This window comes from Actinomadura sp. ATCC 39365 (genome assembly GCF_054392275.1).
In genome coordinates this window covers 4448378-4474581 of sequence record NZ_CP184335.1, presented here as the reverse complement: position 1 = coordinate 4474581, position 26204 = coordinate 4448378, and the positions used below count along the sequence as shown (strand labels likewise).

Genomic DNA, 26204 nt, shown 5'->3' with positions numbered 1-26204 from the left:
ACGACGACGGCGGGCGCCCCCTTCGAAGGGGGCGCCCGCCGTCGTCGTGTCAGGCCTCGGACTTGGGCTGGGCGTCGACGCCCGCCTCCTTGCGCTGGTCGGCCGTGATCGGCGTCGGCGCGCCGGTCAGCGGGTCGAAGCCGGAGGCCGTCTTCGGGAACGCGATCACGTCGCGGATCGAGTCCCCGCCGGACAGCAGCATGCAGATCCGGTCCCAGCCGTAGGCGATGCCGCCGTGCGGGGGCGGGCCGTACTTGAACGCCTCCAGCAGGAAGCCGAACTTGCTCTCGGCCTCCTCCTTGGAGATGCCGAGCACGTCGAAGACCCGCTGCTGCATCTCGGCCCGGTGGATACGGATCGAGCCGCCGCCGATCTCCATGCCGTTGCAGACCATGTCGTAGGCGTAGGCCAGGGCCTCGGCCGGGTGGTCCTGGAAGTTGTCGGCCCACTCGGGCTTGGGGCCGGTGAACGGGTGGTGGACGGCCGTCCAGCCGCCCTCGCCGTCCTCCTCGAACATGGGGGCGTCGACCACCCACAGGAACGACCACTGCGACTCGTCGATCAGGCCGCAGCGGCGGCCGATCTCCAGGCGGGCCGCGCCCAGCAGGTCGCGGGAGGCCGAGCGGGCGCCGGCGGCGAAGAAGATCGCGTCGCCGGGGACGGCGCCGACCTTGGCGGCCAGGCCGGACAGCTCCTGCTCCGACAGGTTCTTGGCGACCGGGCCGCCGAGCGTGCCGTCCTCCTGGACCAGCACGTAGGCCAGGCCCTTGGCGCCGCGGCTGCGCGCCCACTCCTGCCAGCCGTCGAGCTCCTTGCGGGTCTGCGAGGCGCCGCCCGGCATGACGACCGCGCCGACGTAGTCGGCCTGGAAGACGCGGAAGGAGGTGGCCGAGAAGTAGTCGGTCATCTCGACGAGCTCCTGGCCGAAGCGCAGGTCGGGCTTGTCGGAGCCGTAGCGGGCCATGGCGTCGGCGTAGGTCATGCGCGGCAGCGGCATGGGGATCTCGTAGCCGAGGATCTCCCGCCACAGGCGGCCGACCAGCTTCTCGCCGACCTCGATGACGTCCTCCTGGTCGACGAAGGACATCTCGACGTCGATCTGGGTGAACTCGGGCTGGCGGTCGGCCCGCAGGTCTTCGTCGCGGTAGCACTTGGCGAGCTGGTAGTAGCGCTCCAGGCCGGCGACCTGCAGCAGCTGCTTGAACAGCTGGGGCGACTGCGGCAGGGCGTACCAGTTGCCGGGCTGCAGGCGGACCGGCACCAGGAAGTCGCGCGCGCCCTCGGGGGTCGAGCGGGTCAGCGTCGGGGTCTCGACGTAGACGAAGCCGAGCTCGTGCATCACCTCGTTGGCCAGGTAGGTGGCCTTGGAGCGGGTGCGCATGGCGTTGGCGACCTGGTGGCGGCGGATGTCGAGGTAGCGGTACTTGAGCCGGGCCTCCTCCGACACGCCGACGTTGCCCTCGATCGGGAACGGCAGCGGCGCGGACTCGCTCAGCACCTCGACCCGCTCGGCCACGACCTCGATCGCGCCGGTGGGCAGCTCGGGGTTCTCGTTGCCCTCCGGGCGCACCCTGACCTGGCCGACCACCTGCACGCAGTATTCGGCGCGCAGGTCGTGGGCGTGGTCCTCCTCGCGGAAGACCACCTGCGCCGAGCCGGAGGCGTCGCGCAGGTCGATGAAGACCACGCCGCCGTGGTCACGGCGGCGGGCCACCCATCCTGCGAGCGTCACCTGCTGCCCGGCATGCTCCTCACGGAGCGACCCGGCCGTATGCGTGCGGATCACTGCACTTTCCCTTTCAAAACGTCGGCGACCTGGGCCAGCGGCACCTGGGTCTGTTCAGCGGTGGTCAGGTCCTTCAGTTGCACGGCCTCGGCCGCGAGGTCTCGCTCGCCCAGGATCAGCGCGAAGCGGGCGCCGGATCTGTCGGCGCCCTTCATCGCTCCCTTGAGCCCCTTGCCGCCGAAGGCCATGTCGGCGCTGACGCCCGCCTCGCGCAGCTCGGAGACGAGCAGGAACATGCGGCGGCGCGCGTCGTCGCCCAGCGGGACACCGTACACCTGGACGCGGCCCGGCGCGGCCTCGCCGAGCAGACCCTCGGACTCCATGGCCAGGTAGGTGCGGTCGGCGCCGAGCGCCCAGCCGACACTGGGCAACGGCGGCCCGCCCAGCATCTCGCTGAGCCCGTCGTAGCGGCCGCCGCCGCCGACGGCCGACTGGGAGCCGAGCCCGCCGTGCACGAACTCGAACGTGGTACGGGTGTAGTAGTCGAGCCCGCGCACCAGCCTGGGGTCGTCCTCGAAGGCCACGCCCGAGGCGGTCAGCAGCGAGCGGACCTCCTCGTGGTAGGCCTTGCAGGCGGCGCACAGGTGGTCGACGACCAGCGGCGCGCCGGTGAGCTGGGCCTGCACCTCGGGCCGCTTGTCGTCGAGCACCCGCAGCGGGTTGATGTCGATGCGGGCCCTGGTCTCCTCGTCGAGGTCGAGCCCGCGCAGGAAGTCCTGCAGCGCGGCCCGGTAGGCGGGCCGGCAGTTCTTGTCGCCGAGCGAGTTGACCAGCAGCCTGACCTGGCGCAGGCCGAGCGAGGCGAAGCCGCGCGCGCCGAGCACGATCAGCTCGGCGTCGAGCGCCGGGTCCTCCGAGCCGAGGGCCTCGGCCCCGACCTGCCAGAAGTGACGGTAGCGGCCCTTCTGGGCACGCTCGTAGCGGAACTGGCTGCCGGAGTACCACAGCTTGACCGGGAGCTGGCCGGTGTGCAGGTTGTGCTGGAGCACGGCGCGCACGACCGAGGCGGTGCCCTCGGGGCGCAGGGTCAGCGACCTGCCCGCCTTGTCGGGGAAGGTGTACATCTCCTTCGACACCACGTCGGTGGACTCGCCCACGCCCCGCTTGAACAGCTCGGTGTCCTCGAAGACCGGGGTCTCGACGTAGCCGTAGCCCGCCCGCCTCAGGGGCTCGGCCAGCGCCTCGCGCACGGCCAGGATGGCCTCGGAGCTGGGCGGCAGCCAGTCGAAGGTGCCTTTGGGTGCTTGGAAGCTCATTAGATCCCTCGTGTGGGACCGGCCTGCGGCGCCGCTTCCTTCAGGTAAGGGTTGGTGGCGCGCTCGCGGCCGATCGTGGTCTGTGGTCCGTGGCCCGGCAGGACGACCGTATCGTCAGGCAGCGGCAGGCACTTGGTGGCCAGGCTGCTCAGGATGGTCGCGTAGTCGCCGCCGGGAAGATCGGTGCGGCCGATGGAGCCGGCGAACAACAGGTCGCCCGAGAACATGATCTCGTCGCCGGGCAGCCGGAAGCTCACCGACCCCCTGGTATGGCCGGGGGTGTGGTCGACCACGAGATCGAGGCCCGCCAGGCTGAGCTCCGCGCCGTCGGACAGCTCGCGCACGTCGTCGGGCTCGCTCAGCCTGATGTCGCCGAACAGCGAGACGCCGCCGCCCCAGCCGGCCGAGGGGTCGCTCAGCAGGTGGCGGTCGTCGGGGTGGATCCACGCGGGGACGTCGCGCGCGCCGCAGACCGGGGCGACCGACCACACGTGGTCGAGGTGGCCGTGCGTGAGCAGCACCGCGACCGGCTTGAGCCGGTGCTCGCGCAGCAGCTCGTCGACGCCTTCGGCCGCGTCCTGGCCCGGATCGACGATCACGCACTCCTCGCCGGCCGCGGGCGCGACGACGTAACAATTGGTCTGGAGGGCCCCTGCGGGGAAGCCTGCGATGAGCATCTGCCTCAGGTGATCTCGTCGAAAAGCCAATGGGAATGTAACCGAAGGGTACCGGTGCGGGTCGCCGGGCTGCGAATCATTACCCATTGGCCGATACGATTCGCCCACCTCAGTTGATTGACTATGGGAGGCAAAGCGGTGGCCACGGGCAAGGACCGGCAGAAGCAGCTGGCACGTGAGCACTACGAGCGGCAGATGCAGCGCCGCATCGAGCGCGAGCAGAAGGCCAAGCGCACCGCGATCATCGGCTCCACGGTCGGCGTGGTGGTCGTGGTGGGCGGCATCGTGGCCGCGGTCGCGCTGCTCGGCGGCGGCGACTCGACGACCGAGGCGTCCGCCTCACCCTCGGCCTCGGCCCCGCAGGACACCGCGTCCGCCGCGGCCAGCACGGGGCCGAAGCCGTACAACGCGGCGACCGGCACCTGCGACTACGTCAAGGAGGCCGCCGGCGGCCAGGTCAAGGACGTCGGCATGCCGCCGGCCAAGGTCAAGACCGAGCCGGCCAAGAAGACGATGACGCTCGACACGAACCTGGGCGACATCGTGGTCGAACTCGACAACGCCAAGGCGCCGTGCACGACCAACTCGCTGGCCTTCCTGGCCGGCAAGAAGTTCTACGACGGCAGCAAGTGCCACCGGCTCGGCAGCGACAAGTTCCCCATGCTGCAGTGCGGCGACCCGACGGCCAAGGCCGACGGCAAGAGCCAGGACGGCGCGGGCGGCCCCGGCTACGTGATGGCCGAGGAGAACCTCCAGGGGGCCACGTACAAGCGCGGCACGGTGGCGATGGCGAAGACCTCGGCGCCGGGCAGCACGGGAAGCCAGTTCTTCCTCGTTTACGGCGATCTCGGACTCACCCCGGATTACACGCCGGTGGGTACGATCACCAAGGGGCTCGACATCCTGGACAAGGTGAACAAAGCGGGCGTCATCGCTGACATGGGAGATGGGACCGGAGCACCGAAGCAAACCCTCGAAATCAAAGACGTGACAATCGCCGGCAAGAGCTGACGTAATACAAACTAGGGACGAAGTAGTCCCGAAGGGTCTGATGGATAGTGCGGGAGGACACGGTGAGCACCGACCCGTGGGGCCGGGTAGACGACGACGGCACCGTCTACGTGCGTACGGCTGAGGGAGAGCGGGCCGTCGGCTCCTGGCAGGCCGGTGAACCCGAAGAGGCACTGGCCTACTTCCATCGCAAGTACGACGAGCTGTCCGGCCAGGTGCAGCTCCTCGAACAGCGGGTCAAGGGCACCGACCTGGCGCCCGCGCAGGCCGAGGCGAGCATCGCCAAGCTGCGCGAGGCCGTCGCCGACGCCCACGCCGTGGGCGACCTGGCGGCGCTGACGGCCCGCCTCGACGGCCTGACCGAGCTGGTCGGCCATCGCCGCGAGGAGGTCAAGGCCGCCCGCGACCAGGCGCGTGCCGAGGCCAGGGCGGTCAAGGAGCGCATCGTCGCCGAGGCCGAGCGCATCGCCGACGAGACCACCCACTGGAAGACGGGCGGCGAACGGCTGCGCCAGCTCGTGGAGGAGTGGAAGGCCGCCGACCGGATCGACCGGGTCACCGAGGCCGCGTTGTGGAAGCGGCTGTCGGCCGCCCGGACGGCCTTCGCCAAGCGCCGCAAGCAGTACTTCGCGGGCCTGGACGAGCAGCGCGAGGGCGTCCGCTCGGCCAAGGAGCGCATCGTCGCCGAGGCCGAGGCCATCGCCGGCTCCACCGACTGGGGCACGACCGCGGCGATCTACCGCGAGCTGATGCAGCAGTGGAAGACCGCCGGGCGCGCCTCGCGCGAGGCCGAGGACGAGCTGTGGGGCCGCTTCAAGGCCGCCCAGGACCAGTTCTTCCAGGCCCGTTCGGCGGTCTTCGCCGAGCGCGACGCCTCGCTGGCGGCCAACGCCGAGGTCAAGGAGGAGCTGCTGGCCGAGGCCGAGAAGATCCTCCCCGTCACCGACGCGCGCACGGCCAGGGCGGCGCTGCGGCACGTCCTGGAGCGCTGGGAGGCCGCCGGACCGGTGCCGCGCGAGCAGCGCGACCGGCTCGAAGGCGGGCTGCGCAAGATCGACGAGGCCGTGCGCAAGGCCGAGGACGCCGAGTGGAAGCGGTCCAACCCCGAGGCCAGGGCCCGCGCCCAGAGCACGGTCGACCAGCTGCGCGCCTCCATCGAGCAGCTGGAGAAGCGGCTGTCCAAGGCGCAGGCCGCCGGCCGGGCGAAGGACGTCAAGGAGGCCGAGGAGGCGCTGGTCGCCCGCCGTTCGTGGCTGGAGGAGGCCGAGCGCACGCTGACCGAGTTCAGCTGAACCGATCTTCGGAAGGCGGCCGGGGTCCTACGCTGACGGCATGGACCCCGTCAGCGTCGCGCGCGCCCTCGTCGACGAGCTGTTCCCCGGCGCCCTGTACGCCTTCGTCGGCGGCAGCGTGCTCACCGAGCGCCGCACCAGCACCTCCGACCTCGACGTCGTGGTGGTGCTCGACGGGCTGGCCGTGCCCTACCGCGAATCCCTGCGCTGGCACGGCTGGCCCGTCGAGCTGTACGTCCACAGCGAGACCAGCCTCGACGCCTACGTCGATCGCGACCTGGCCGAGCGCAAGCCGGGCGTGGCCCGCATGTGCGCCGACGGCGCGGTGCTGGTCGACCGCACCGGCGGCCGGGCCAGCGACCTGCAGACGGCGCTCGGCGACCGGCTGGCCGCCGGGCCCGGCGGCCTGGCCGCGGCCCGCGCCGAGCAGGCCCGGTACGGCCTGTCCGACCTGCTCGACGACCTGGCCGGCGCGACCGATCCCGGCGAGCAGCTCTTCATCCGCTGGCAGGTGGTCCAGGAGACCGCCAGGCTGGCCCTCGACGTGGGCGGCAGGTGGCGGGGCAACGGCAAGTGGCTGCTGCGCGAGCTGCGCGAGCACGACCCGGCGCTGGCCGACGAGCTGCTGGCGGCCCACTCCGACCCGGCACTGCTGACCTCGGTGGCCTCAGGCGTGCTTGAACGGGCCGGAGGGCGCCTGTGGGAGGGCTACCGGGCCGAGGGCGACCCCTTCCACCTCCCGCTGCGTCACATCGCCTCAGACGCGCTGTCGGGCGACACGGCGCAGAGCGCCGGGATGCGCAGGCTGGCCGCCGTCAGCGGGGCCACGGCCGGCTCGTCGGCCCTGTGGATGGGCCAGACGCACGTCGCGCCCGCCACCCGCTCCTCCGACCACCATCACGGCGCCTCCGAGACCGCCATCTACGTCGTCAGCGGCGCCCCGCGCTTCGTCTTCCTCCAGGACGGCCGCGAGCGGCGCATCGAGGCGGCCCCCGGCGACTACGTCTACGTGCCGCCCTACACCCCGCACCGCGAGGAGAACCCCGACCCCGAGCGGGAGGCCGTCGTGGTGATCGCGCGCAGCACGCAGGAGGCGATCGTGGTCGACCTGCCGGACCTGAAGGGCTGAACCGCGAACGGCCGGCCGCTCAGCTGCCGGCGCCGCTCACCCGGTAGACGTCGAAGACGCCCTGGATGCTGCGCACGGCCTTGAGCACGTGGCCCAGGTGTTTCGGGTCGCCCATCTCGAAGGTGAACTTGCTGATCGCCACCCGGTCGCGCGAGGTCGTCACGGACGCGCTGAGGATGTTGACGTGCTGGTCGGACAGCGTGCGCGTGACGTCGGACAGCAGGCGCGGCCGGTCGAGCGCCTCGACCTGGATGGCCACCAGGAACACGCTGTCGTCGCCGGGCGACCAGCTCACCTCGACCAGCCGGTCGGGCTGCTCCCTGAGCTGCTGGACGTTGGTGCAGTCGGCGCGGTGCACGGACACGCCGTGGCCGCGGGTGACGAAGCCGACGATCTCGTCGCCGGGCACCGGCGTGCAGCACTTGGACAGGCGCACCCACACGTCGGCGTCGCCCGCCACGACCACGCCCGCGCCGCCGCCGCGCGGACGGCCGCGCAGCCGGGTCGGCAGGGACGTCTCGGCGATGTCCTCCTCGGCGCTCTCCACGCCGCCGATCGAGGCCACGAGCTTCTGCACGACCGCCTGCGCGGCGATGTGCCCCTCCCCCACGGCCGCGTAGAGCGCCGAGACGTCGGGGTAGCGCAGGTCGCGGGCGAGCGCCAGCAGCGCCTCGCCGGACATCAGGCGCTGCAGCGGCAGGCCCTGCTTGCGCATGGCGCGGCCGATGGCCTCCTTGCCCGCCTCGATCGCGGTCTCGCGGCGCTCCTTGGAGAACCACTGCCGGATCTTGTTGCGGGCCCGGCCGGACTTGACGAACTTCAGCCAGTCGCGCGACGGCCCGGCGTCGGGCGACTTGGAGGTGAAGATCTCGACCGTGTCGCCGTTGCCGAGCCGCGACTCCAGCGGCACCAGCCGCCCGTTGACGCGCGCGCCGATGCAGCGATGCCCGACCTCGGTGTGGACGGCGTAGGCGAAGTCGACCGGCGTGCCGCCCTCGGGCAGGGCGATGACCTGGCCCTTCGGGGTGAACACGTAGACCTCGGAGACCGACAGGTCGAAGCGCAGCGACTCCAGGAACTCGCCCGGGTCGGAGGTCTCCTTCTGCCAGTCGAGCAGCTGGCGCAGCCAGGCCATGTCGCTGCCCGGCTTGACCTTGCCGGTCGGCCCCGGCGCGCCGACCTCCTCCTTGTACTTCCAGTGGGCGGCCACGCCGTACTCGGCCCTGTGGTGCATCGCGTGGGTGCGGATCTGCAGCTCGACCGGCTTGCCCTCAGGACCGATCACCGTGGTGTGCAGCGACTGGTACATGTTGAACTTGGGCATCGCGATGTAGTCCTTGAACCGGCCGGGGACCGGGTTCCAGCGCGCGTGGATCGTGCCCAGCGCCGCGTAGCAGTCGCGCACGCTGTCGACCAGGACCCGGATGCCCACCAGGTCGTAGATGTCGTCGAAGGCGACGTCGCGGGCGATCATCTTCTGGTAGACGGAGTAGTAGTGCTTGGGCCGGCCCTTGACCACCGCGCGGATCTTGGCCTCGCGCAGGTCGCCGGAGACCTTCTCGATGACCTCCTGCAGGAACAGGTCGCGCCGCGGCGCGCGCTCGGACACCATGCGCGCGATCTCGTCGTAGCGCTTGGGGTAGAGCATGGCGAACGCGAGGTCCTCCAGCTCCCACTTGATCGTGTTCATGCCGAGCCGGTGGGCCAGCGGCGCGAAGATCTCCAGCGTCTCGCGGGACTTCTGGTGGCGCTTGTGCTCGGGCAGGTAGCGCATGGTGCGCATGTTGTGGAGCCGGTCGGCGAGCTTGATGATGAGCACGCGGATGTCGCGCGACATCGCCACGACCATCTTGCGCACGGTCTCGGCCTGCGCCGCGTCGCCGAACTTGACCTTGTCCAGCTTGGTGACGCCGTCGACCAGCGAGCCGATCGTGTCGCCGAAGTCGCCGCGCAGCTCGTCGAGGCTGTAGGCGGTGTCCTCGACGGTGTCGTGCAGCAGCGCGGCGCACAACGTCTCGTCGTCGGTGCCCAGCTCGGCCAGGATCGTCGCCACGGCGAGCGGGTGGGTGATGTACGGGTCGCCCGACTTCCGCTTCTGGTCGCGGTGGTGGTAGGCGGCCATGTCGTAGGCGCGTTCGATCAGGCGCAGATCGGCCTTGGGATGGGTGGCCCGGACCGTGCGGAACAGCGGCTCCAGCACCGGATTCATGGCCCCACCCCCAAACCGCCGTCGACGCACCGCAGGAACGCCGGGCGCGTCGGCATTACCAGCGTCGGTTACGTCGGGCGCGACCACATCACGGGGCACTCAGACTCCTCACGATCGAGTCCAGATCCCCCCAGTGTATCCAGGCTGTGAACCCCGACTCGCTCGGGCCGTCTCAGACGATCACCAGGGAGTGCAGGTCGACGGCCGGCAGGCGCTCGCGCCCCTTGAGAAACGCCAGCTCCATCAGCACCGCGATGCCGACGACGTGCGCGCCGGCCCGCTCGACGAGCTCGATGGTGGCCTTGGCCGTGCCTCCGGTCGCCAGCACGTCGTCGACGATGAGCACCCGGTCGCCGGGCGCGAAGGCGTCGCGGTGCACCTCGATGGTGGCCGAGCCGTACTCCAGGTCGTAGGACTCCTCCAGCGTCGCGGCCGGCAGCTTGCCCTTCTTGCGCACCGGGACGAACCCGGCCGCCGCCCGGTAGGCCACCGGCGCCGCCAGGATGAAGCCCCTGGCCTCGATGCCGACGATCTTGTCCACCTCGGCGAGGCCGGCCAGCTCGTCCACCACGGCCGCCATCGCGATCGGGTCGCCGAGCAGCGGGGTGATGTCCTTGAACAGCACGCCGGGCTTGGGATAGTCGGGGACGTCCCTGATCCGGTCCAGGATCAACTGGCTGAGCTCGCTCATCGTGCTTCCATCGCCTTCCTCGTGGGTGCCGCGCTCCATGATGGCCTACTCCGGACCCTCCTCGGACCGTCCACCGTCCCGGACGGCCTGTGACGGCCTCAGGCGCCCGCCGGGGCCAGGTCCTGCCCCGGGTGCCCCACGACCCCCTCCGGCGCCGCACGGCCCCCTGAACGCGACGACGCCCCCGCCCTGACGGACGGGGGCGCCGGGACGAACCCGAAGCGGGCTCAGCCCTTCGCTACGGCTGCGCTTTTGGAACCCTTCGCCCCCTTGCCGGAGGTGGAGGCGAGCCGGCGCGCGATGGCCTGGTACTTCGGCTCCCGCTCCTTGAGCGTCACCAGCATCGGCGTGGCCACGCACAGGGACGAGTAGGTGCCGACGAGCATGCCGACGAACAGGGCCAGCGACAGGTCCTTCAGCGTGCCCGCGCCGAGCAGCGTGGTGCCGATGAACAGGATGGCCGCCACCGGCAGGATCGCGACCAGCGAGGTGTTCAGCGACCGGATCAGCGTGTGGTTGAGCGCGTTGTTGGCCGCCATGGAGTACGTCATCTTGGAGGTCGTGCCCAGCTTGGCCGTGACCTCCTTGATCATGTCGAACACCACGACCGCGTCGTAGAGCGAGTAACCGAGGATGGTCAGGAAGCCCAGCAGCGTCGCCGGCGTGACCTCGAAGCCCGACCAGGCGTAGACGCCGGCGGTGATGACGAGGTCGTGGATGAGCGCGACGATCGCCGACAACGCCATCTTCGGCTCGAACGCCATCGACAGGTACAGGATGATCGCGAGCATGAAGACGCCCAGGCCGATCCAGGCCTTCTGGGAGACCTCACCGCCCCAGGAGGCGCCGATCGACTGGACGCTGACGTCCTTGACCGGGACCTTGTAGTCCTTGGCGATCGTGGTCTGCATCTGGTTGAGCGTCGACTCCGACAGGGTCTCGGTGGTGACCCGCCAGTTGTCGCGGGCCCGCTGCACGATCACCTGGTGGGCGCCCTGCGCGCGGAAGTCCTCGCGGACCTCCTCGACGGTGCCGCTGCTGGCCGGGAACGTGAAGACCGTTCCGCCCTTGAACTCGACGCCCAGATTGAGCCCGTTGAACAGGATGCCGGCCAGGGAGACGACCAGCAGCAGGCCGGACAGGCTGTACCAGAGCTTCCACTGGCCGACGAAGTCGACATCGATCTCGCCGCGGTAGAGGCGACGCCCCAGTCCCATCTCAGGCCTCCTGCGGAGTGGTCGTGGCGGCCGGCTCGGTGCTCATGCGCTCTGCGTCGAGGCCGGACAGCGGGTGCCCCTTGGCGAAGAACTTCAGCCTCGCCAGCAGGGCGATGAACGGCTTGGTGAACATGAACACCACCACGATGTCGATCAGCGTGGTCAGGCCCATCGCGAAGGCGAACCCGGCCACACCGCCCACCGCCAGGAAGTACAGCACGATGGCGGCGATGAACATGACGGCGTCGGCGATCAGGATCGTGCGCCGGGCACGGACCCAGGCCACCTCGACGGCCGCGCGAAGCGTCCGCCGACCTTCCTTCATCTCATCACGTATGCGTTCGAAATACACGATGAAGGAGTCGGCGGTGATGCCGATCGAGACCACCAGGCCGATGATGTGCGGCAGCGAGAGCCGGAAACCGGCGTTGTGGCCGAGCACGACCACCGCCGTGTACGTCAGGATCGAGGCCACGACGAGGCTCAGCACGGCCACGATGCCGAGGCCGCGGTAGTACAGCAGCGAGTAGACGACGACCAGGGCGAGGCCGATGATGCCGGCGATCAGGCCGCCTTCGAGCTGGTCGGCGCCGAGCGTCGAGGACACGGTGTCGATCGAGCTGCGCTGGAACTTCAGCGGGAGGGCGCCGTACTTGAGCTGGTCGGCCAGGTTGGTGGCGCTGACCTGGTCGAAGCCGCCGGTGATCTCGGCGCGGCCGCCGGGGATCGGGCTGATGATGTTCGGGGCCGTGATGACCACGCCGTCGAGGACGACCGCCACCTTGTTGCGCGGCTCCTGGGCGTTGTAGGCGGTGGTGGTGAGCTTGCTCCACTCGCCCGCGCCCTTGCTCTTGAAGTCGAGCTGGACGATCCACTCCACGGTGCCCTGGCGCACGCCCGCCGAGGCGGTGTCGATGTCGGTGCCGACGACCTTGGCGACGTCGAGGACGTACTTGAAGCTGCCGTCGGTCTCGCAGGCCGCGTACTGCTTGTTCGGGTCGTCCTGGACGCCCTGGCCGCGGTTCTTGGGGTCGGCGCAGTCGAGCTTGTGGAACTGCTGCAGCACCGCCGGGTCGATGCCCTGGGTGTTGATGCCCGCGTTGGGGTCCTGGTTCGGCTGCGTGGGCGGCGTGCTCGGCGACGGCGTCGGCGTGGCGTTCCGGCCCTTGGTGTTCTGCTTCTGGCCCGTCTGGTCCTGGGCCGTCCGGTCGCGCCCGGTCTGCGTGGCCTCGGGCGTGGCGCCCGGCGTCGGCGCGGTCAGCGCGGACGACAGCGCCTTGCCGGTCGGGGACGCGCTCGGCGTGGTCGCCGACTGCGTGCCGGACGGCTTGCCCGACGGCCTGGCGGTCGAGGACGGCTTGGCAGAGGGCGAGGCGCCCGGCGTGGGCGCCTCGGTGGTCAGGTTCTGCGGGACCTGCGTGGCCTCCATGGCGAGCACCTGGCGGAAGCGCAGCTCCGCCGTGGTGGCGACCAGCTTGATGGCCTCGCTCTGTCCGACGCCCGGGATGGAGATGATGATGTTGTCGCCGGACTTGGCGACCTCCGCGTCGGAGATGCCGGTGCCGTTGACCCGGTCGCGGATGATGTTGACCGCGCGGTCGAGGATCTCTTCAGGCGGAGACTGACCGGACTGGGTCACGGGTGACAACGTCACCGTCGTTCCGCCGGCGAGGTCGAGTCCCAGCTTCGGCGTGAACGCCTTCTGCAGGAACATCGTCCCGCCCAGGGCGAGGATGAGCGCCAGCAGCACCAAGAGCGTGCGCCCTGGTCGGCTGTGGCGGCTGGTCGGTCGGGCCACTGGTCGTCGATTCTCTCAGATAGGGGTTTGTCGCAGAGCTTAGTCAGGACTGCTTGCTGCTGGAGCCCTGATCGCCGTTGGGCTCGACGGTCGCGTCGGACTCCTTGGCCTCACCGTCGGCGAGGTCGGTCGCGACCGGCTCGTCGGCCACCACCGGAGCGTCACCGGGCTGGACCACACGGCCGATGGCCGCCTTGACCCAGCGCGTCTCGATGCCGGGCGCGACCTCCAGCACGACGTCCTCGTTGTCCACCGCGACGACCGTGGCGAACAGGCCGGTCGTGGTCATGACGCGGGCGCCCGGGGTCAAGGAGTTCTGCATCTGCTGCGCTTCCTGCTGGCGCTTGCGCTGCGGACGGATCAGCAGGAAGTAGAACACCACCACCAGAAGGATCAGCGGCAGGATACTTCCGAGTTGTCCCATGTCCATAGGGGCGACCTTCCATAGTCGTTCAAGAATTTGACACCGGCCTCGCGCCGGAAATTCCGTTGCGTAGCTCTCGGGCCGCGCCGCTCAGCCCGTCAGCCTACACAGCCAGCCAAGCCACGGAGTGTAGGCGCTTGTTATGAAACGCGGCAACGAGGCAGCGATTCGGCGCGCGGGGAAGTTCCCGATTTGAAATGGTTGCAACCGTTTCGTGATCACGGTGAAACGGCGGCCCCGAACGCGTCCGGCGGTGGTGTCATACCCATGTGTGTCCAGGCGGAAGCGGTCGCGACCCGGCCTCGCGGGGTCCTGGCCAGCAGCCCCTGCCGGACGAGGAACGGCTCGGCCACCACTTCGACGGTCTCGGGCTCCTCCCCCACGGCCACGGCGAGCGTGGACAGGCCGACGGGACCGCCGCCGAACTTGCGCAGCAGCACCCCGAGCACCGCCCGGTCGAGCCGGTCGAGCCCTTCGGCGTCGACTTCGTAAAGGTTGAGCGCCGCCGAGGCGATGTCCCGATCGATCACGCCGTCGGCGCGCACGTCGGCGAAGTCGCGGACGCGGCGCAGCAGCCGGTTGGCGATGCGGGGCGTGCCGCGCGACCGCCGGGCGATCTCGTGGGCGGCCTCCTCGGGCAGGACGACGCCGAGCAGCCGCGCCGACCGGTGGAGCACCTGCTCCAGCTCGCCGACCTCGTAGAAGTCCATGTGGGCGGTGAACCCGAACCGGTCGCGCAGCGGCGCCGGCAGCAGCCCGGCCCGCGTGGTGGCGCCGACCAGCGTGAACGGTGCGATGTCGAGCGGGATCGCGGTCGCGCCCGGCCCCTTGCCCACGACGATGTCGACCCGGAAGTCCTCCATGGCCAGGTAGAGCATCTCCTCGGCGGGCCTGGCCATGCGATGGATCTCGTCGATGAACAGCACCTCGCCCTCCGTCAGCGTGGACAGGATGGCGGCGAGGTCGCCGGCCCGCTCGAGGGCGGGGCCGGAGGTGATGCGGAGCGGCATGTTGAGCTCGGCCGCGATGATCATGGCCAGCGTGGTCTTGCCCAGGCCCGGCGACCCGCTCATCAGCACGTGGTCGGGCGGACGCTGCCGGCGCATGGCGCTCTCCAGCACCAGGGACAACTGCTCGCGCACCCGGCCCTGGCCGATGAACTCGCCCAGCCGCTTGGGCCGCAGCGCCGCCTCGATCTGCAGCTCGTCGCCGCCGGCGTCGGCGGAGACCAGCTCGCGCTCATAGTCCATGGCCACCGCTCCTTCCCGCGCGCCGGGACGTCGTCTCGGACTTCATGATCATCTTACGCTGAGGGACCGGAGCGCGGCCTTCAGCAGCGCGGCCACCTGCGGCTGACGCCCGGCGGCGAGGTCGGCCTCGGCCTCGGGCGCGACCCCGGCCACGGCCTCGTCGGCGTCTTTGCCCGAATAGCCCAGGCCCACCAGGCCGGAGTGCACCTGCTCGCGCCACAGGGCGGCGCGCCGCTCACCGCCGATCGCCGCGTTGACGGCCTCCTCGGGGGTGCCGAGCCGGTCCTTCAGCTCCAGCACGATGCGCTGGGCGCCCTTCTGCCCGATGCCCGGCACCCGCGTGAGCGCCTTGAGGTCGGCGGCGGCCACGGCCACCCGCAGCGCGTTGGGCGTGTGGACGGCGAGCATCGCCAGCGCCAGCTTGGGGCCGACGCCGCTGGCCGTCTGCAGCATCTCGAAGACGGCCCGCTCGTCGTCACCGGCGAAGCCGTAGAGGGTCAGCGACTCCTCGCGCACCACCAGCGAGGTGGCCAGCCTGGCCTGCTCGCCCACGCGCAGCGTGGCCAGCGTGCCGGGGGTGCAGTGGGCGAGGATGCCGACGCCCCCGACCTCGATCACGGCTCCGTCGGGCGCGACCGACGCCACCCTGCCCGCCACCGACGCGATCACGACTCGATCTCCTTCTCCACGAAACGGTCAGCCCGCGATCTCCGCACGGGTCAGCGCCCCTTGCCGGCGCGGGCCATGGCCTCGGCCAGCCGGTGCTGGGCGCCGCCGCGCCAGATGTGGCAGATGGCCAGGGCCAGCGCGTCGGCGGCGTCGGCCGGCTTGGGCATCTCGGCCAGCCGCAGCAGCCGGGTGATCATCGTGCCGACCTGCTTCTTGTCGGCCGTGCCACTGCCGGTGACGGCGGCCTTGACCTCCGAGGGCGTGTGCAGGGCGACGGGCAGCCCGCGCCGGGCCGCGCACAGCACGGCGATCCCGGCGGCCTGCGCGGTGCCCATGACCGTGCGGACGTTGTGCTGGGCGAAGACGCGCTCCACGGCCACGGCGTCGGGACGGACCTCGTCGAGCCAACGCTCGATGCCGGCCTCGATGCCGACCAGCCGGGCGCCGAGCTCCTCGTCGGCGCCCGTGCGCACCACACCGACGGCCACCAGCGACAGCGGCGCGCCCGGCCGCCCCTCGACCGCGCCCAGGCCGCACCGGGTCAGCCCCGGATCGACGCCCATCACCCGCACCGGCTTGCCTCCCGCGCCGCCGAACATCTGTTCGGCACGAGACTCTACCCCGGCTGAGCTGGCCGCGCATCGTGAATCGCCCGCCGCGAACGGCGGGCGGGCCCGTCAGAAGTAGTCGAGCATGTACGGCTTGGCGGCGAAGGCCGTGTCGAGCAGCTCGTCGTGACGGTCGTCGCCGGACATCAGGCCGGTCCTGCGCAGCGTCGCGGTGGGCACGCCCGCGTACAGGGCGGAGAAGCCGCCCACGCTCAGCGCCGCGCCCCCGCCGGCGGCCGGGGCGTCCGGGACGGCCGTGCCGGCGCCGCCGGAGAACTCCAGCCGGAAGGAGCCGCCGCCGCGCAGCGGGTCGTCCACGGAGACCACGGCCCCGCCCGTCACGGCGGCGGGAAAGCCCCTGCGTTCGACGGCCGCGGCCACGTCGAGCACCCGGAACATCCAGCGCACCTGCGTGACGTGGTCGGTGGAGCGCTCACCGAGCAGCCACAGCACCGGGTCGTCGGGGGCGACCGGCGCGGTGACCTTCCTGGCGATGGACGACGAGCTGCCGACCATCGACCAGAACGCCCTGGCCGTCTCCCCGGACCCGGCGACCAGGTTCTCGACGTGCATGTCGTCGCCGTTCCAGCGGTAGACGAGGTAGCCGTCGGGGGCCAGGTAGAGGAAGTCGTCCTCGTTGGACAGCCAGACGCGCCAGGCGTTCTCGTCCCAGGCGACGGGGCCGCTGGAACGTGCCGCCTCGTGCGTCCGGTGGAGCAGGGAGACGACCTCGGCGGCGTCGCCGGGGCCCATCCGGCGCAGCTTCACCTCGCCCGACGGCCTGATGCGGCGCAGCGACTCGGCGGGCAGCGTGATCATGTGCCTGGCTCCGGCGTGCTCGTAGCCGAGCGAGCGGTACAGGGGCGTGGTGGCCGGGTAGAGCGCCGAGACGGCGTCGCCGTGGGCGGCGGCGCGGTCGATGACGGCGCGCATGATCGCGGTGCCGACGCCGTGGCCGCGGTCCTCCGGGTTGACGGTGACCCCCGCGACGCCGGCCATGGGCTGCGGACGTCCGTACCACCATTGGGTGAAGCCACGCAGCCGGGCCGAGGCGGCGAGCCTGCCGCCCTCGAACGCGCCCAGGTAGCGGCCCTCGCCGAGCGTGGGCGTCACGGTGTGGCGCCACCGCTCGGCCTCCGCGCCGGAGATCGGGCCGAAGGAACGTTTACGCAGGTCGAGAACGTCGTCGAGGTCGTCGGGGGTGAGATCGCGAATTTCCACAACCCCTCAACCTACGGGCTGGTACGGGCGGGTCGCGAACCGTTTACGCTGATGGCGAGCCTGTCGAGGTACAGCAGCTGGGCGGCCACGACGGCGGCCAGCGCGACCGCGACGACGAGCAGCGGGGTGCTCGCGCCGACGTCGGGGACGCCGTGGTAGCCGCCGAGCAGGCCCATCTGCGTGACGGGCACGGTGAACAGCTCCGGGTTCTGGGCCACGAGCAGCGGCCAGAGCACGTCCTGGGCGTTGACCAGCGTGACGGCGCCGGCCAGCACGCCCGCCATGGGCAGGGACGGCAGCAGGACGCCGCCGAAGAAGTCCCTGTCGTTCCGCTCGGCCAGCCCCTTGCACAGCAGCGTCAGCACCAGCAGCGCCGGGACGCTGACCAGCAGCGGCGGGAAGAGGGCGAAGAAGGTGTCCACGAGGCGCAGATTGCGCATGTTCTGCCAGTCGGCCACGCCGAGGGGGCCGGTGCCGACGAACAGCCAGGGCGCGAACGGCAGCAGCAGCCACTCGCTGCGCGCGCCGAGGGGGCGCAGGCCACCGATGCCGAGGGCGGCCAGGTAGGCGACGCCGACCGACACCAGCGCGCCCACCACGGCGGGGACCCAGGTGTTGACCTGCGCGCGCAACCCGCCGGATGCGGCGCCGTCGCCGCCCGCGAGCACGCCGGAGATCCACGGCCAGGCGCAGACCAGCCCGACGGCCACCACCAGCACCAGCGCCACGGCCCCGGCGACGACGCCCCCTCCGGCCCGCACCTGCCCGGAATCCAAGACCCGCCCGGAATCCGCGGCGGGGAACGCTCCACGCCGATTCCGCTTCGGGAGCACGGTGACACGGAGGCGGGCGGCCACGGCGACGACCACGGCGACGATGCCGAGCACGCCGAGAAGTACGCCTGTCAGAGCCGCGACGGCCGCGCCAGGGCCGAACTGGGCCATTCTGAAGGCGAAGTCGTACTGGAGGCCCGCGAGGGTCTGTGTGGCGCGCTCAGGGCCTCCCCGGGTGAGCGCCATGCCGATCGAGAACGCCTGCGCCCCCACGGCGACGGTGGCCAGCGCCACCAGCACCGCCACCACGACCGTGGCGCGCCCGGCGGTGCCGCCGCGCAGCGCGGGCAGGAACGCCGTCAGCGCCAGCGCGCACACCACCCCGAAGGTGGCGGCCACGACGACGAGCCGCAACGTCCCCGGGGCCGTGGCGGGGTCGCGCAGGCCCTCGGCCAGCGTGGCGATGCCCGGACCGTCGGGCATCGTCCCCCGCAGCCAGGCCGCCGCCACGCCGATCGGCGAGAACGTGACGATCGCCAGCGACAACACGACCAGGCCCGCGCGCCGCAGCAGGGGGCCGCCCAGGTCGAGCGCCAGCGCCAGCAGCGGCCCCACGACGACGGCCACCAGCAGCGGCCCGGCGGTCAGCGAGAGCGTGAAGCCGAGCGCCCGCCAGAACTCCTCCCCGCCCAGCACCTTGCCGTAGTTGTCCAGGCCCACGAACCTGCTCGGCTGCAGCACGCCGCCGCTGTGCAGGCTGAGCACGAGCGTCTGGACCGTCGGCAGGACCAGCGTGATCAGGGTGCCGAGCAGCGCGGGCACGGCCAGCAGCCAGCCCAGCGCGCGGTAGGACGCCGGGGGCCGGGCGGCCGGGGGCACGGGGACGGGGGTCGGTGGGATGGGGGAATTCACGTCGCCCGACCCTAGCCGCGTCAGGGCGCGGGCGCACGCGTAACGGCCGGGTGGGCATTTGGTGTCGAACGCCCCCGAGCCCGGCAAGCGCCAGGTCAAGGACGGAAACCGGCCCCGGGAAAGGGTGAGGGCCCGGGGTCGCCCCCGGGCCCTCGGTGGCGCGGGGTCAGTCCAGGGCGGCCAGGACGTCGTCGGAGACGTCGAAGTTGGCCCAGACGTTCTGGACGTCGTCGCTGTCCTCGAGCGCGTCGATCAGGCGGAACACCTTCTTGGCGCCCTCCTCGTCGAGCGGCACGCTCATCGTCGGCAGGAAGCTCGACTCGGCGGAGTCGTAGTCGATGCCCGCCTCCTGGAGCGCCTTGCGGACCGGCACGAGGTCGCCGGCCTCGGAGACGACCTCGAAGGAGTCGCCCATGTCGTTGACCTCTTCGGCGCCCGCGTCGAGCACGGCCATCAGGACGGTGTCCTCGTCGAGGCCGTTCTTGGGCACGATCACGACGCCCTTGCGGTTGAACATGTAGGACACCGAGCCCGGGTCGGCCAGCGAGCCGCCGTTGCGGGTCAGGGCGACGCGGACCTCGGAGGCGGCGCGGTTGCGGTTGTCGGTGAGGCACTCGATGAGCACCGCGACGCCGCCGGGCGCGTAGCCCTCGTACGTGATGGTCTGCCAGTCGGCGCCGCCGGCCTCCAGGCCGCCGCCGCGCTTGCGCGCCCGCTCGATGTTGTCGTTGGGCACGGAGTTCTTCTTGGCCTTGAAGATGGCGTCGAAGAGTGTGGGGTTGGCGTCCGGGTCAGGGCCACCGGTCCGTGCCGCCACCTCGATGTTCTTGATGAGCTTCGCGAACAGCTTGCCGCGCTTGGCGTCGAGCGCGGCCTTCTTGTGCTTCGTCGTCGCCCATTTGGAGTGGCCGGACATTACCTAGAGCTCCCTCACCATGTCTACGAAGTAACGGTGCACGCGCGTGTCCCCGGTCAGCTCGGGGTGGAACGACGTCGCGAGCAACGGCCCTTGACGGACCGCGACGATCCTATCCCCAGGCTCGGCCGTGCCCAGCACCTGAACGTCGGTGCCGACCGATTCCACCCACGGAGCACGGATGAACACAGCGTGTACGCGTTCGCCGGCGAAGTCCAGGTCCGACTCGAACGAGTCCACCTGGCGGCCGAAGGCGTTGCGCCTGACCACCATGTCGATGCCGCCCAGGGTCTGCTGGCCCTCGATGCCGTCCTCGATGCGGTCGGCCAGCATGATCATGCCGGCGCACGAGCCGTAGGCGGGCAGGCCCTCCTTGATCCGCATCCGCAGCGGTTCCAGCATGTCGAAGGTGTCGGCGAGCTTCCACATGGTGGTCGACTCGCCGCCGGGGATCACCAGGCCGTCGACCGCGTCGAGCTCGGCCGGGCGGCGCACGGCGACGGCCGACGCGCCGGCCTCCTGGAGCATGCGCGCATGCTCGCGCACGTCTCCCTGGAGAGCGAGTACACCGATCGTGGGCACAGCGATCCTTCCGTTAAGGTCCGGTTTCCGACAATTCAACACCATGATGGCCCGGCATCTTCCTACCAGAGCACTCTGGCGTAAAAGCGGGGTCAGGCGGCGGCCTGCACGGCGTCCACGCGGGCCAGGGCGCTCAGGTGGTGGCGACGGGCGTACAGGAAGGTCATGCCGATCGCGCAACAGGCGGCGCCGACGACGTAGGGGACGGCGATGCCGATCTCCTCGCCGAGCTTGGTCGCGATGAACGGCGCCAGCGCGCCGCCCATCCAGCGCACGAAGTTGTACCCGGCCGAGGCGACGGGCCTCGGGGCGTCGGAGACCTCCATGGCCGACTCGGTGAAGACGGTGTTGTTCAGTCCGATCGGGATGCCGGACAGGACGGTGAACACGACGATCCCGGCGTGCGCCCCGGCCGTCCCCGACACGGCGATGCCGACCTGGAAGAGCGCGAGCAGGCCCAGGGCCAGGTGCAGCACGTTCACCGAGCCGATCCTGCGCTGCAGCGGCGGCGCGCCGAACACCGAGGCCAGCGCCACGCAGACGCCCCAGCCGAAGAACACCGCGCCGATGCCGTACGGCGACATGTGCAGGATGAACGGGGTGAAGGCGAGGATCGTGAAGAACGCGAAGTTGTAGAACAGGGCGGTGAAGGCGGTCGTGGACAGCCCGCCGTGGGCCAGGGCCCGGATGGGGGCGCTGAGCCTGGTCTTCACCGCGGGCCTCGGCCCCGTCCTGAGCAGGGTGGCGATCAGCACGAATCCGGCGGCCATCAGCGTGGCGGTGCCGAAGAACGGGGCTCGCCAGTTCCAGTCGCCGAGCAGCGCGCCGACCAGGGGGCCGGCGGAGATGCCGAGACCGAGCGCGGCCTCGTACAGGATGATGGCCGACTCCGCGCCGCCGCCGGCCGCGCCGACGATGACGGCCAGCGCGGTGGCCACGAACAAGGCGTTGCCGAGGCCCCAGCCGGCGCGGAAGCCGACGAGCTCGGCGACGCTGCCGGAGGTGCCGGCCAGCGCGGCGAACAGCACGACCAGCGCCAGCCCGGCCAGCAGCGTGCGCTTGCCGCCGATGCGGCTGGAGACCCAGCCGGTGATCAGCATGGCCACGGCGGTGACCAGGAAGTAGCTGGTGAACAGCAGGGACACCTGGCTGGGCGTGGCGTGCAGCCCTTGGGCGATGGAGGGCAGGATGGGGTCGACGAGGCCGATGCCCATGAAGGCCACGACCGCGGCGAACGCGGTGGCCCAGACGGACATCGGCTGGCGCAGGATTCCGCCGCCGGTTTGCATGGTGTCCCCTTACTGGGTGGTTCTGTCGATGCCGAGCTTGGCCAGGACGGGCAGGGCCGCCGCGAGCACGTCGCGCTCGTCGTCGGTGAGCGCGGCCAGGTCCTGGGCGAGGCGGGCGATCCTGGCCCGGCGCACGGCGTACAGCCGGTCGCGGCCCTCTCCGGTGAGCTCGACCGTCCTGACGCGGGCGTCGGCCGGGTCGGAGCCGCGCGCCACCAGGCCCGCGTACTCCAGCCGGTTGATCTGCACGGTCATGGTCGGCAGCTGGACGGCGTGCTCCTCGGCCAGCTCGGTCATCCGGCGCGGGCCGTGTTCGAGCGAGCCGAGCACGGCGTACTGCTGGGTGGTGACGGGCTGGCCGGCGCTGGAGCGCCGCAGCAGCAGGACCAGGTGGCGCAGCACCTTGGAGACCTGCTCGGCCATCTGGTTGGGATCGTCCCTCATGCTTAGCCCAACTAACTTAGCCTGGCTAATATTCCGGGCGAAGAAAAGGCGGCGTCCCATCCCCCGTGGACGCCGCCTGCCTCAGGGCTACGGGCGTTCGGTCTCCAGCCGGACGGTGTCCTCCACCGTCACCTGCTTCCTGGCGCCGATCGCCGGGTCCAGCGGCCGCAGGTACGTCTGCCGCACCCCCGGCACCCGGTCCTCCACCACGAACGTCGCCCGCGTGTACGCCTGCGCCCCAGGCTCGCGCACCTGCGGCACGACCTTGAAGTCGGCCGTGAGCAGGTCGCGCTCGATCTTCGTCAGCACGTAGCCGCGCTGGTTGTTGTAGAACTTCAGGTGCGGGTTGATCGTCAGGTACGGATGCGTCGCCGGATCGGAGTCCGCGCCGTCGCCGCCCGTGGTGATGGAGGTGGCCACGAGTTCGGAGCCCACGGTGGGCCCGGTCGGGTCGTCGTAGTCGAGCTTGAGGTCGCTGGCCCAGTGGGCGTGCACGTCGCCGGTCAGCACCACCGGGTTGCGGACCTCGGCGTCCACCCAGCCCTGGGTGATGCGCCGTCGGGAGGCGACGTAGCCGTCCCAGGCGTCCATCGAGGTGATCTTGGCGGGGCCGGCGTTGTTGTCGCGCTGGGCGAAGAACACCTGCTGGCCCAGGATGTCCCACTGGGCGCGCGAGCGGTGGAAGCCCTCGATCAGCCACTGCTCCTGCGCGGCGCCGGTGATCGAGCGCGCCGGGTCGATCGCGGCCGGGCAGTCGCGGTAGCCGTCGCCGCAGCCCTGGTCGTCGCGGTACTGGCGGGTGTCCATCATGTGGAAGGTGGCCATCCGGCCCCACTGGATCCGCCGGTAGAGCTGCATGTCGATGCCGCGCGGGATCGAGGTGCGGCGCAGCGGCATGTTCTCGTAGTAGGCGCGGAAGGCGGCGGCGCGGCGGGCCAGGAAGTCCGGCTGGGGCACCTCCGGCTTCTCCGGCACCTCGTCGGCCCAGTTGTTGTCCAGCTCGTGGTCGTCCCAGACGACCAGCCAGGGCGCGGCGGCGTGCGCGGCCTGCAGGTCGGGGTCGGCCTTGTACTGGGCGTGCCGCTGGCGGTAGCCGGCCAGGGTCTCGGTCTCGGGGCCCTCGTGGTCGCGGACGTTGCCGCCCGGGATGGTGTAGGTGTCCTTGGTGTACTCGTACTGGTAGTCGCCCAGGTGCAGGACCAGGTCCGGGTGCTCCTCGGCCAGCCTGCGGTAGGAGGTGAACCAGCCGTGCTCGTACTGGGCGCAGGAGACGAAGGCCATCGACAGCGCGCCGCCGTAGGACAGCGGGTGCGGGGCCGTGCGCGCCCGTCCCATGGGCGAGACGTACGGGCCGACGCGGAAGCGGTACCAGTAGTCCCGGTCCGAGCTCAGCCGGTCGACCTCGACGTGCACGCTGTGCCCCCACTCCGGCACGGCGACGGCCACCCCCGACCGGACGACGCGGCGCCCGCGCTCGTCGGCGTAGACCTGCCACTGCACCGGGAACGGGCGCTGCGGCATGCCGCCGAAACCGTCCTCGGCCAGCGGCCGCTGGGCCAGCCTGGTCCACAGCACGAATCCCTCATGATCGGGGTCGCCGCAGGCCACGCCGAGCGTGAACGGGTCGGTCGACAGCCCGCGCGAGGCCAGTGCCTGCGCGGTCTCTGCGGCGGGGTCGGGCTCGGCGCTCGCCGACGTGGCGGGGATCGCCGCGGCGGCGCCGGCCGCCAGGCCGGTGACCAGGAAATGCCGGCGGTTCAGCTTGGACACAGTGCGCTCCTCGGGACGATCAAGGGTGAGGGACGCCCGTAGCCTGACCGAGTCGCATGACAGGCCGGTGAACCGCGGACAACACGAAAGAGGCGACATCCTTCGCGAATGCCGCCTCTTACGAAGCTTTTCATCGTCACACGACGATCATGGACCTACGGCGGGCCGCCGACCTGCGGCGACGCGCCGGTTCACCAGCCGCGCTCGGCCAGCCGGTGCGGCTGCGGGATCTCGTCGACGTTGATGCCGACCATGGCCTCGCCGAGACCGCGCGAGACCTTGGCGACGACGTCGGCGTCGTCGTAGAACGTGGTGGCCTTGACGATGGCCGCGGCGCGCTTGGCCGGGTCGCCCGACTTGAAGATGCCCGAGCCGACGAACACGCCCTCGGCGCCGAGCTGCATCATCATGGCGGCGTCGGCCGGGGTGGCGATGCCGCCCGCGGTGAACAGCACGACCGGCAGCTTGCCGCTCCTGGCGACCTCGGCGACCAGCTCGTAGGGGGCCTGCAGCTCCTTGGCGGCCACGTAGAGCTCGTCCTCGGGCAGCGAGGTGAGGCGCTTGATCTCACCGCGGATCGTGCGCATGTGGGTGACGGCGTTGGAGACGTCGCCGGTGCCGGCCTCGCCCTTGGAGCGGATCATGGCCGCGCCCTCGGTGATGCGGCGCAGGGCCTCGCCCAGGTTGGTGGCGCCACAGACGAAGGGCACGGTGAACTGCCACTTGTCGATGTGGTTGGCGTAGTCGGCCGGGGTGAGCACCTCGGACTCGTCGACGTAGTCGACGCCGAGCGACTGCAGGACCTTGGCCTCGGCGAAGTGGCCGATGCGGGCCTTGGCCATGACGGGGATCGACACGGCGGCGATGATGCCGTCGATCATGTCGGGGTCGCTCATCCTGGACACGCCGCCCTGGGCGCGGATGTCGGCGGGCACACGCTCAAGGGCCATGACGGCGACGGCGCCGGCATCCTCAGCGATCTTGGCCTGCTCCGGGGTGACGACGTCCATGATGACGCCACCCTTGAGCATCTCGGCCATGCCGCGCTTGACGCGGGCCGTTCCGGTGACGGGGGTGCTTTCAGGCGTGCTGGACACGGTCTTCCTCACGGGCTCTCAGGGCGGACGGTAAGTTATCAAACCCATCGTAGGTCCTGATGGACCCCTCCCCCGACATGCCACGATGTCAGGATTTGCCGCTCAAGTTATACAGAACGGTCATCAAGGGGTGACGGGCTTGCGGCTGGCGAGCGCGACCCAGACCTGGCCGGGGGCGAAGTTCATCGGCTCGCCGCTCTCAGTGGTGAACGTCGTACCGGTCTCCTCCGATTCCCGTTCCCAGTTGGCCGCGTAGGCTTTGCCGTCGCGCAGCACGACGGCCTTGCCCTTGCCCGTGGTGTGCACGAGCGGGGTGTAGCTCTGGTGGAAGTCGTGGAACTGCGAGCGCTCGGTCTTGGTGTACTGCACGACGATCGTGGGCGCGCCGAGCTGGCCGCCCTCGGCCGCCATGTCCTTCTTGCCGTCCTGCCAGATCAGCCATTGCTTCTTGGCCTCCGACCAGGCGAAGGTGAAGCGCGCCGCGGGCCACCTGACGGTGTACGACTTCTTGTCCACGCCGCCCTCGGCGGGCGCGTCGCCGAAGGTGAAGCCGATGTCCTTGGCCTCGGTGGCCTTGGGGGCGCCAGACAGCAGCTTCTTGGTGTTGGCGAACAGGTTGTAGGGGGCGTAGCGGCCCGGCTGGCGGAAGTAGGCGCCGGGGTTGCGGGTGTCGCCCACGTCGTACAGCGGGGCCTTGGCGATGAACGGCAACATCTTGGTCTGCGCGCCGGAGTAGGCGAACGCCGGCTTGCCGAACTGCGGGACGATGTGCAGGTCGGAGATGCGGGCGCTGCGCACCGGGCCCACCTTGGCCGGGATCTTCGAGGAGAAGATCGCCATGAGCCGGGTCAGGCCGGCCTCGACCTGCTCGACGTAGACGACGTCCGCGCTCTTGAGCCCCATCTGGGGCTTGCCCGCGGCGGTGTTCTCGATCTTCACCGCGAGCACCGGCTTGAGCTCCTCGTAGGGCTGCCCGGTGAACGGGTGCCCCTCGGCCTGCTCGGTGGGCTCCTCGGAGGGGGCGGCGGTGGCCGCCTGCGGCGCCTTGCCGGACGCGGGGGGCTCGTCGGACGAGCAGGCCGCGACGGGCCCGAGCACGGCCGCCCCTGCCAGAGTCACCGAGATCATCCGGGATAGCCGCACCTTGCAACAACTCCTCGCCTTTGCCCAGAAATCGGGAGAA

The 26204-nt window shown here is 71.0% G+C and carries 23 protein-coding genes; 3 read left to right on the top strand and 20 right to left on the bottom strand.

The genetic code is table 11. The features are described 5' to 3' along the window. Window positions 1–49: 49 nt before the first annotated feature. From aspS to ACNF49_RS22195, 3 genes are read right to left on the bottom strand one after another with little or no spacing between them, the layout of a single operon-like run. Window positions 50–1786 (bottom strand): aspartate--tRNA ligase, encoded by a 1737-nt coding sequence (gene aspS / locus ACNF49_RS22205; protein ID WP_482944871.1) that lies wholly within the window; start codon window positions 1784–1786, stop codon window positions 50–52. After that, complete coding sequence (gene hisS, locus ACNF49_RS22200) at window positions 1783–3042, bottom strand: histidine--tRNA ligase (protein WP_482944870.1); 1260 nt, start codon at window positions 3040–3042, stop codon at window positions 1783–1785. Before hisS ends, aspS begins: the two co-directional genes overlap by 4 nt. After that, entirely contained in the window at window positions 3042–3719 is a 678-nt protein-coding gene (locus ACNF49_RS22195; RefSeq protein WP_357964075.1) for an MBL fold metallo-hydrolase, read from the bottom strand. Before ACNF49_RS22195 ends, hisS begins: the two co-directional genes overlap by 1 nt. A gap of 123 nt (window positions 3720–3842) precedes the next feature. On the opposite strand from ACNF49_RS22195, the gene ACNF49_RS22190 reads away from it, so the two are divergent. The 3 genes from ACNF49_RS22190 (at window position 3843) to ACNF49_RS22180 (ending at window position 7151) form a co-directional block, all read left to right on the top strand. Next, window positions 3843–4730 carry a peptidylprolyl isomerase gene (locus ACNF49_RS22190; protein WP_357964076.1) on the top strand — a complete coding sequence of 296 codons (888 nt, stop codon included), beginning with the start codon at window positions 3843–3845 and terminating at the stop codon, window positions 4728–4730. A gap of 62 nt (window positions 4731–4792) precedes the next feature. Continuing rightward, the gene (locus ACNF49_RS22185; RefSeq protein WP_357964077.1) at window positions 4793–6022 is read left to right on the top strand and encodes a DUF349 domain-containing protein; all 1230 of its coding nucleotides are present in this window, start codon (window positions 4793–4795) and stop codon (window positions 6020–6022) included. Between the two features lie 40 nt (window positions 6023–6062). After that, window positions 6063–7151, top strand: a complete 1089-nt coding sequence (locus ACNF49_RS22180; protein ID WP_357964078.1) for a cupin domain-containing protein — start codon at window positions 6063–6065, stop codon at window positions 7149–7151. A gap of 19 nt (window positions 7152–7170) precedes the next feature. Here ACNF49_RS22180 and ACNF49_RS22175 read toward each other — a convergent pair whose 3' ends face one another. The 17 genes from ACNF49_RS22175 to ACNF49_RS22095 form a co-directional block, all read right to left on the bottom strand. Continuing rightward, window positions 7171–9360 carry a RelA/SpoT family protein gene (locus ACNF49_RS22175; protein ID WP_357703285.1) on the bottom strand — a complete coding sequence of 730 codons (2190 nt, stop codon included), beginning with the start codon at window positions 9358–9360 and terminating at the stop codon, window positions 7171–7173. Window positions 9361–9532: 172 nt separating this feature from the next. Further along, window positions 9533–10051 (bottom strand): adenine phosphoribosyltransferase, encoded by a 519-nt coding sequence (locus ACNF49_RS22170; RefSeq protein ID WP_357964079.1) that lies wholly within the window; start codon window positions 10049–10051, stop codon window positions 9533–9535. Window positions 10052–10278: 227 nt separating this feature from the next. Next, window positions 10279–11268, bottom strand: a complete 990-nt coding sequence (secF, locus tag ACNF49_RS22165) for a protein translocase subunit SecF (RefSeq protein ID WP_357964080.1) — start codon at window positions 11266–11268, stop codon at window positions 10279–10281. A gap of 1 nt (window position 11269) precedes the next feature. Then, complete coding sequence (gene secD / locus ACNF49_RS22160; RefSeq protein ID WP_357964081.1) at window positions 11270–13066, bottom strand: protein translocase subunit SecD; 1797 nt, start codon at window positions 13064–13066, stop codon at window positions 11270–11272. A gap of 43 nt (window positions 13067–13109) precedes the next feature. Next, a complete protein-coding gene (gene yajC / locus ACNF49_RS22155) occupies window positions 13110–13496 on the bottom strand; it encodes a preprotein translocase subunit YajC (RefSeq protein ID WP_357964082.1) in 387 nt (128 codons plus the stop codon). A 212-nt stretch (window positions 13497–13708) separates the two neighbouring features. Further along, window positions 13709–14740 carry a Holliday junction branch migration DNA helicase RuvB gene (gene ruvB, locus ACNF49_RS22150; protein WP_482944867.1) on the bottom strand — a complete coding sequence of 344 codons (1032 nt, stop codon included), beginning with the start codon at window positions 14738–14740 and terminating at the stop codon, window positions 13709–13711. A 48-nt stretch (window positions 14741–14788) separates the two neighbouring features. Further along, window positions 14789–15409 carry a Holliday junction branch migration protein RuvA gene (gene ruvA, locus ACNF49_RS22145; protein ID WP_357964084.1) on the bottom strand — a complete coding sequence of 207 codons (621 nt, stop codon included), beginning with the start codon at window positions 15407–15409 and terminating at the stop codon, window positions 14789–14791. A 50-nt stretch (window positions 15410–15459) separates the two neighbouring features. Then, window positions 15460–15981 carry a crossover junction endodeoxyribonuclease RuvC gene (gene ruvC / locus ACNF49_RS22140; RefSeq protein ID WP_357965829.1) on the bottom strand — a complete coding sequence of 174 codons (522 nt, stop codon included), beginning with the start codon at window positions 15979–15981 and terminating at the stop codon, window positions 15460–15462. Window positions 15982–16086: 105 nt separating this feature from the next. After that, window positions 16087–17238 (bottom strand): GNAT family N-acetyltransferase, encoded by a 1152-nt coding sequence (locus ACNF49_RS22135; RefSeq protein WP_482944866.1) that lies wholly within the window; start codon window positions 17236–17238, stop codon window positions 16087–16089. An 11-nt stretch (window positions 17239–17249) separates the two neighbouring features. After that, window positions 17250–18923, bottom strand: coding sequence for a carbohydrate ABC transporter permease (locus ACNF49_RS22130; RefSeq protein ID WP_482944865.1), 1674 nt, complete (start codon window positions 18921–18923; stop codon window positions 17250–17252). A 166-nt stretch (window positions 18924–19089) separates the two neighbouring features. Further along, complete coding sequence (locus ACNF49_RS22125) at window positions 19090–19839, bottom strand: YebC/PmpR family DNA-binding transcriptional regulator (RefSeq protein ID WP_357964087.1); 750 nt, start codon at window positions 19837–19839, stop codon at window positions 19090–19092. A 3-nt stretch (window positions 19840–19842) separates the two neighbouring features. After that, on the bottom strand, window positions 19843–20466 hold the full coding sequence (gene pdxT / locus ACNF49_RS22120) for a pyridoxal 5'-phosphate synthase glutaminase subunit PdxT (protein WP_357964088.1): 624 nt from the start codon (window positions 20464–20466) through the stop codon (window positions 19843–19845). Window positions 20467–20513: 47 nt separating this feature from the next. Next, window positions 20514–21710, bottom strand: a complete 1197-nt coding sequence (locus ACNF49_RS22115) for an MFS transporter (protein WP_482944864.1) — start codon at window positions 21708–21710, stop codon at window positions 20514–20516. A 9-nt stretch (window positions 21711–21719) separates the two neighbouring features. After that, on the bottom strand, window positions 21720–22154 hold the full coding sequence (locus ACNF49_RS22110) for a MarR family winged helix-turn-helix transcriptional regulator (RefSeq protein ID WP_482944863.1): 435 nt from the start codon (window positions 22152–22154) through the stop codon (window positions 21720–21722). Window positions 22155–22241: 87 nt separating this feature from the next. Next, a complete protein-coding gene (locus tag ACNF49_RS22105; protein WP_482944862.1) occupies window positions 22242–23924 on the bottom strand; it encodes an alkaline phosphatase D family protein in 1683 nt (560 codons plus the stop codon). A 191-nt stretch (window positions 23925–24115) separates the two neighbouring features. Beyond that, window positions 24116–25021: a pyridoxal 5'-phosphate synthase lyase subunit PdxS gene (gene pdxS / locus ACNF49_RS22100; RefSeq protein ID WP_357964093.1), complete on the bottom strand. Its 906-nt coding sequence runs from the start codon at window positions 25019–25021 to the stop codon at window positions 24116–24118. A gap of 123 nt (window positions 25022–25144) precedes the next feature. Next, window positions 25145–26149, bottom strand: a complete 1005-nt coding sequence (locus tag ACNF49_RS22095) for a DUF3048 domain-containing protein (protein WP_357964095.1) — start codon at window positions 26147–26149, stop codon at window positions 25145–25147. Window positions 26150–26204: the final 55 nt, after the last annotated feature.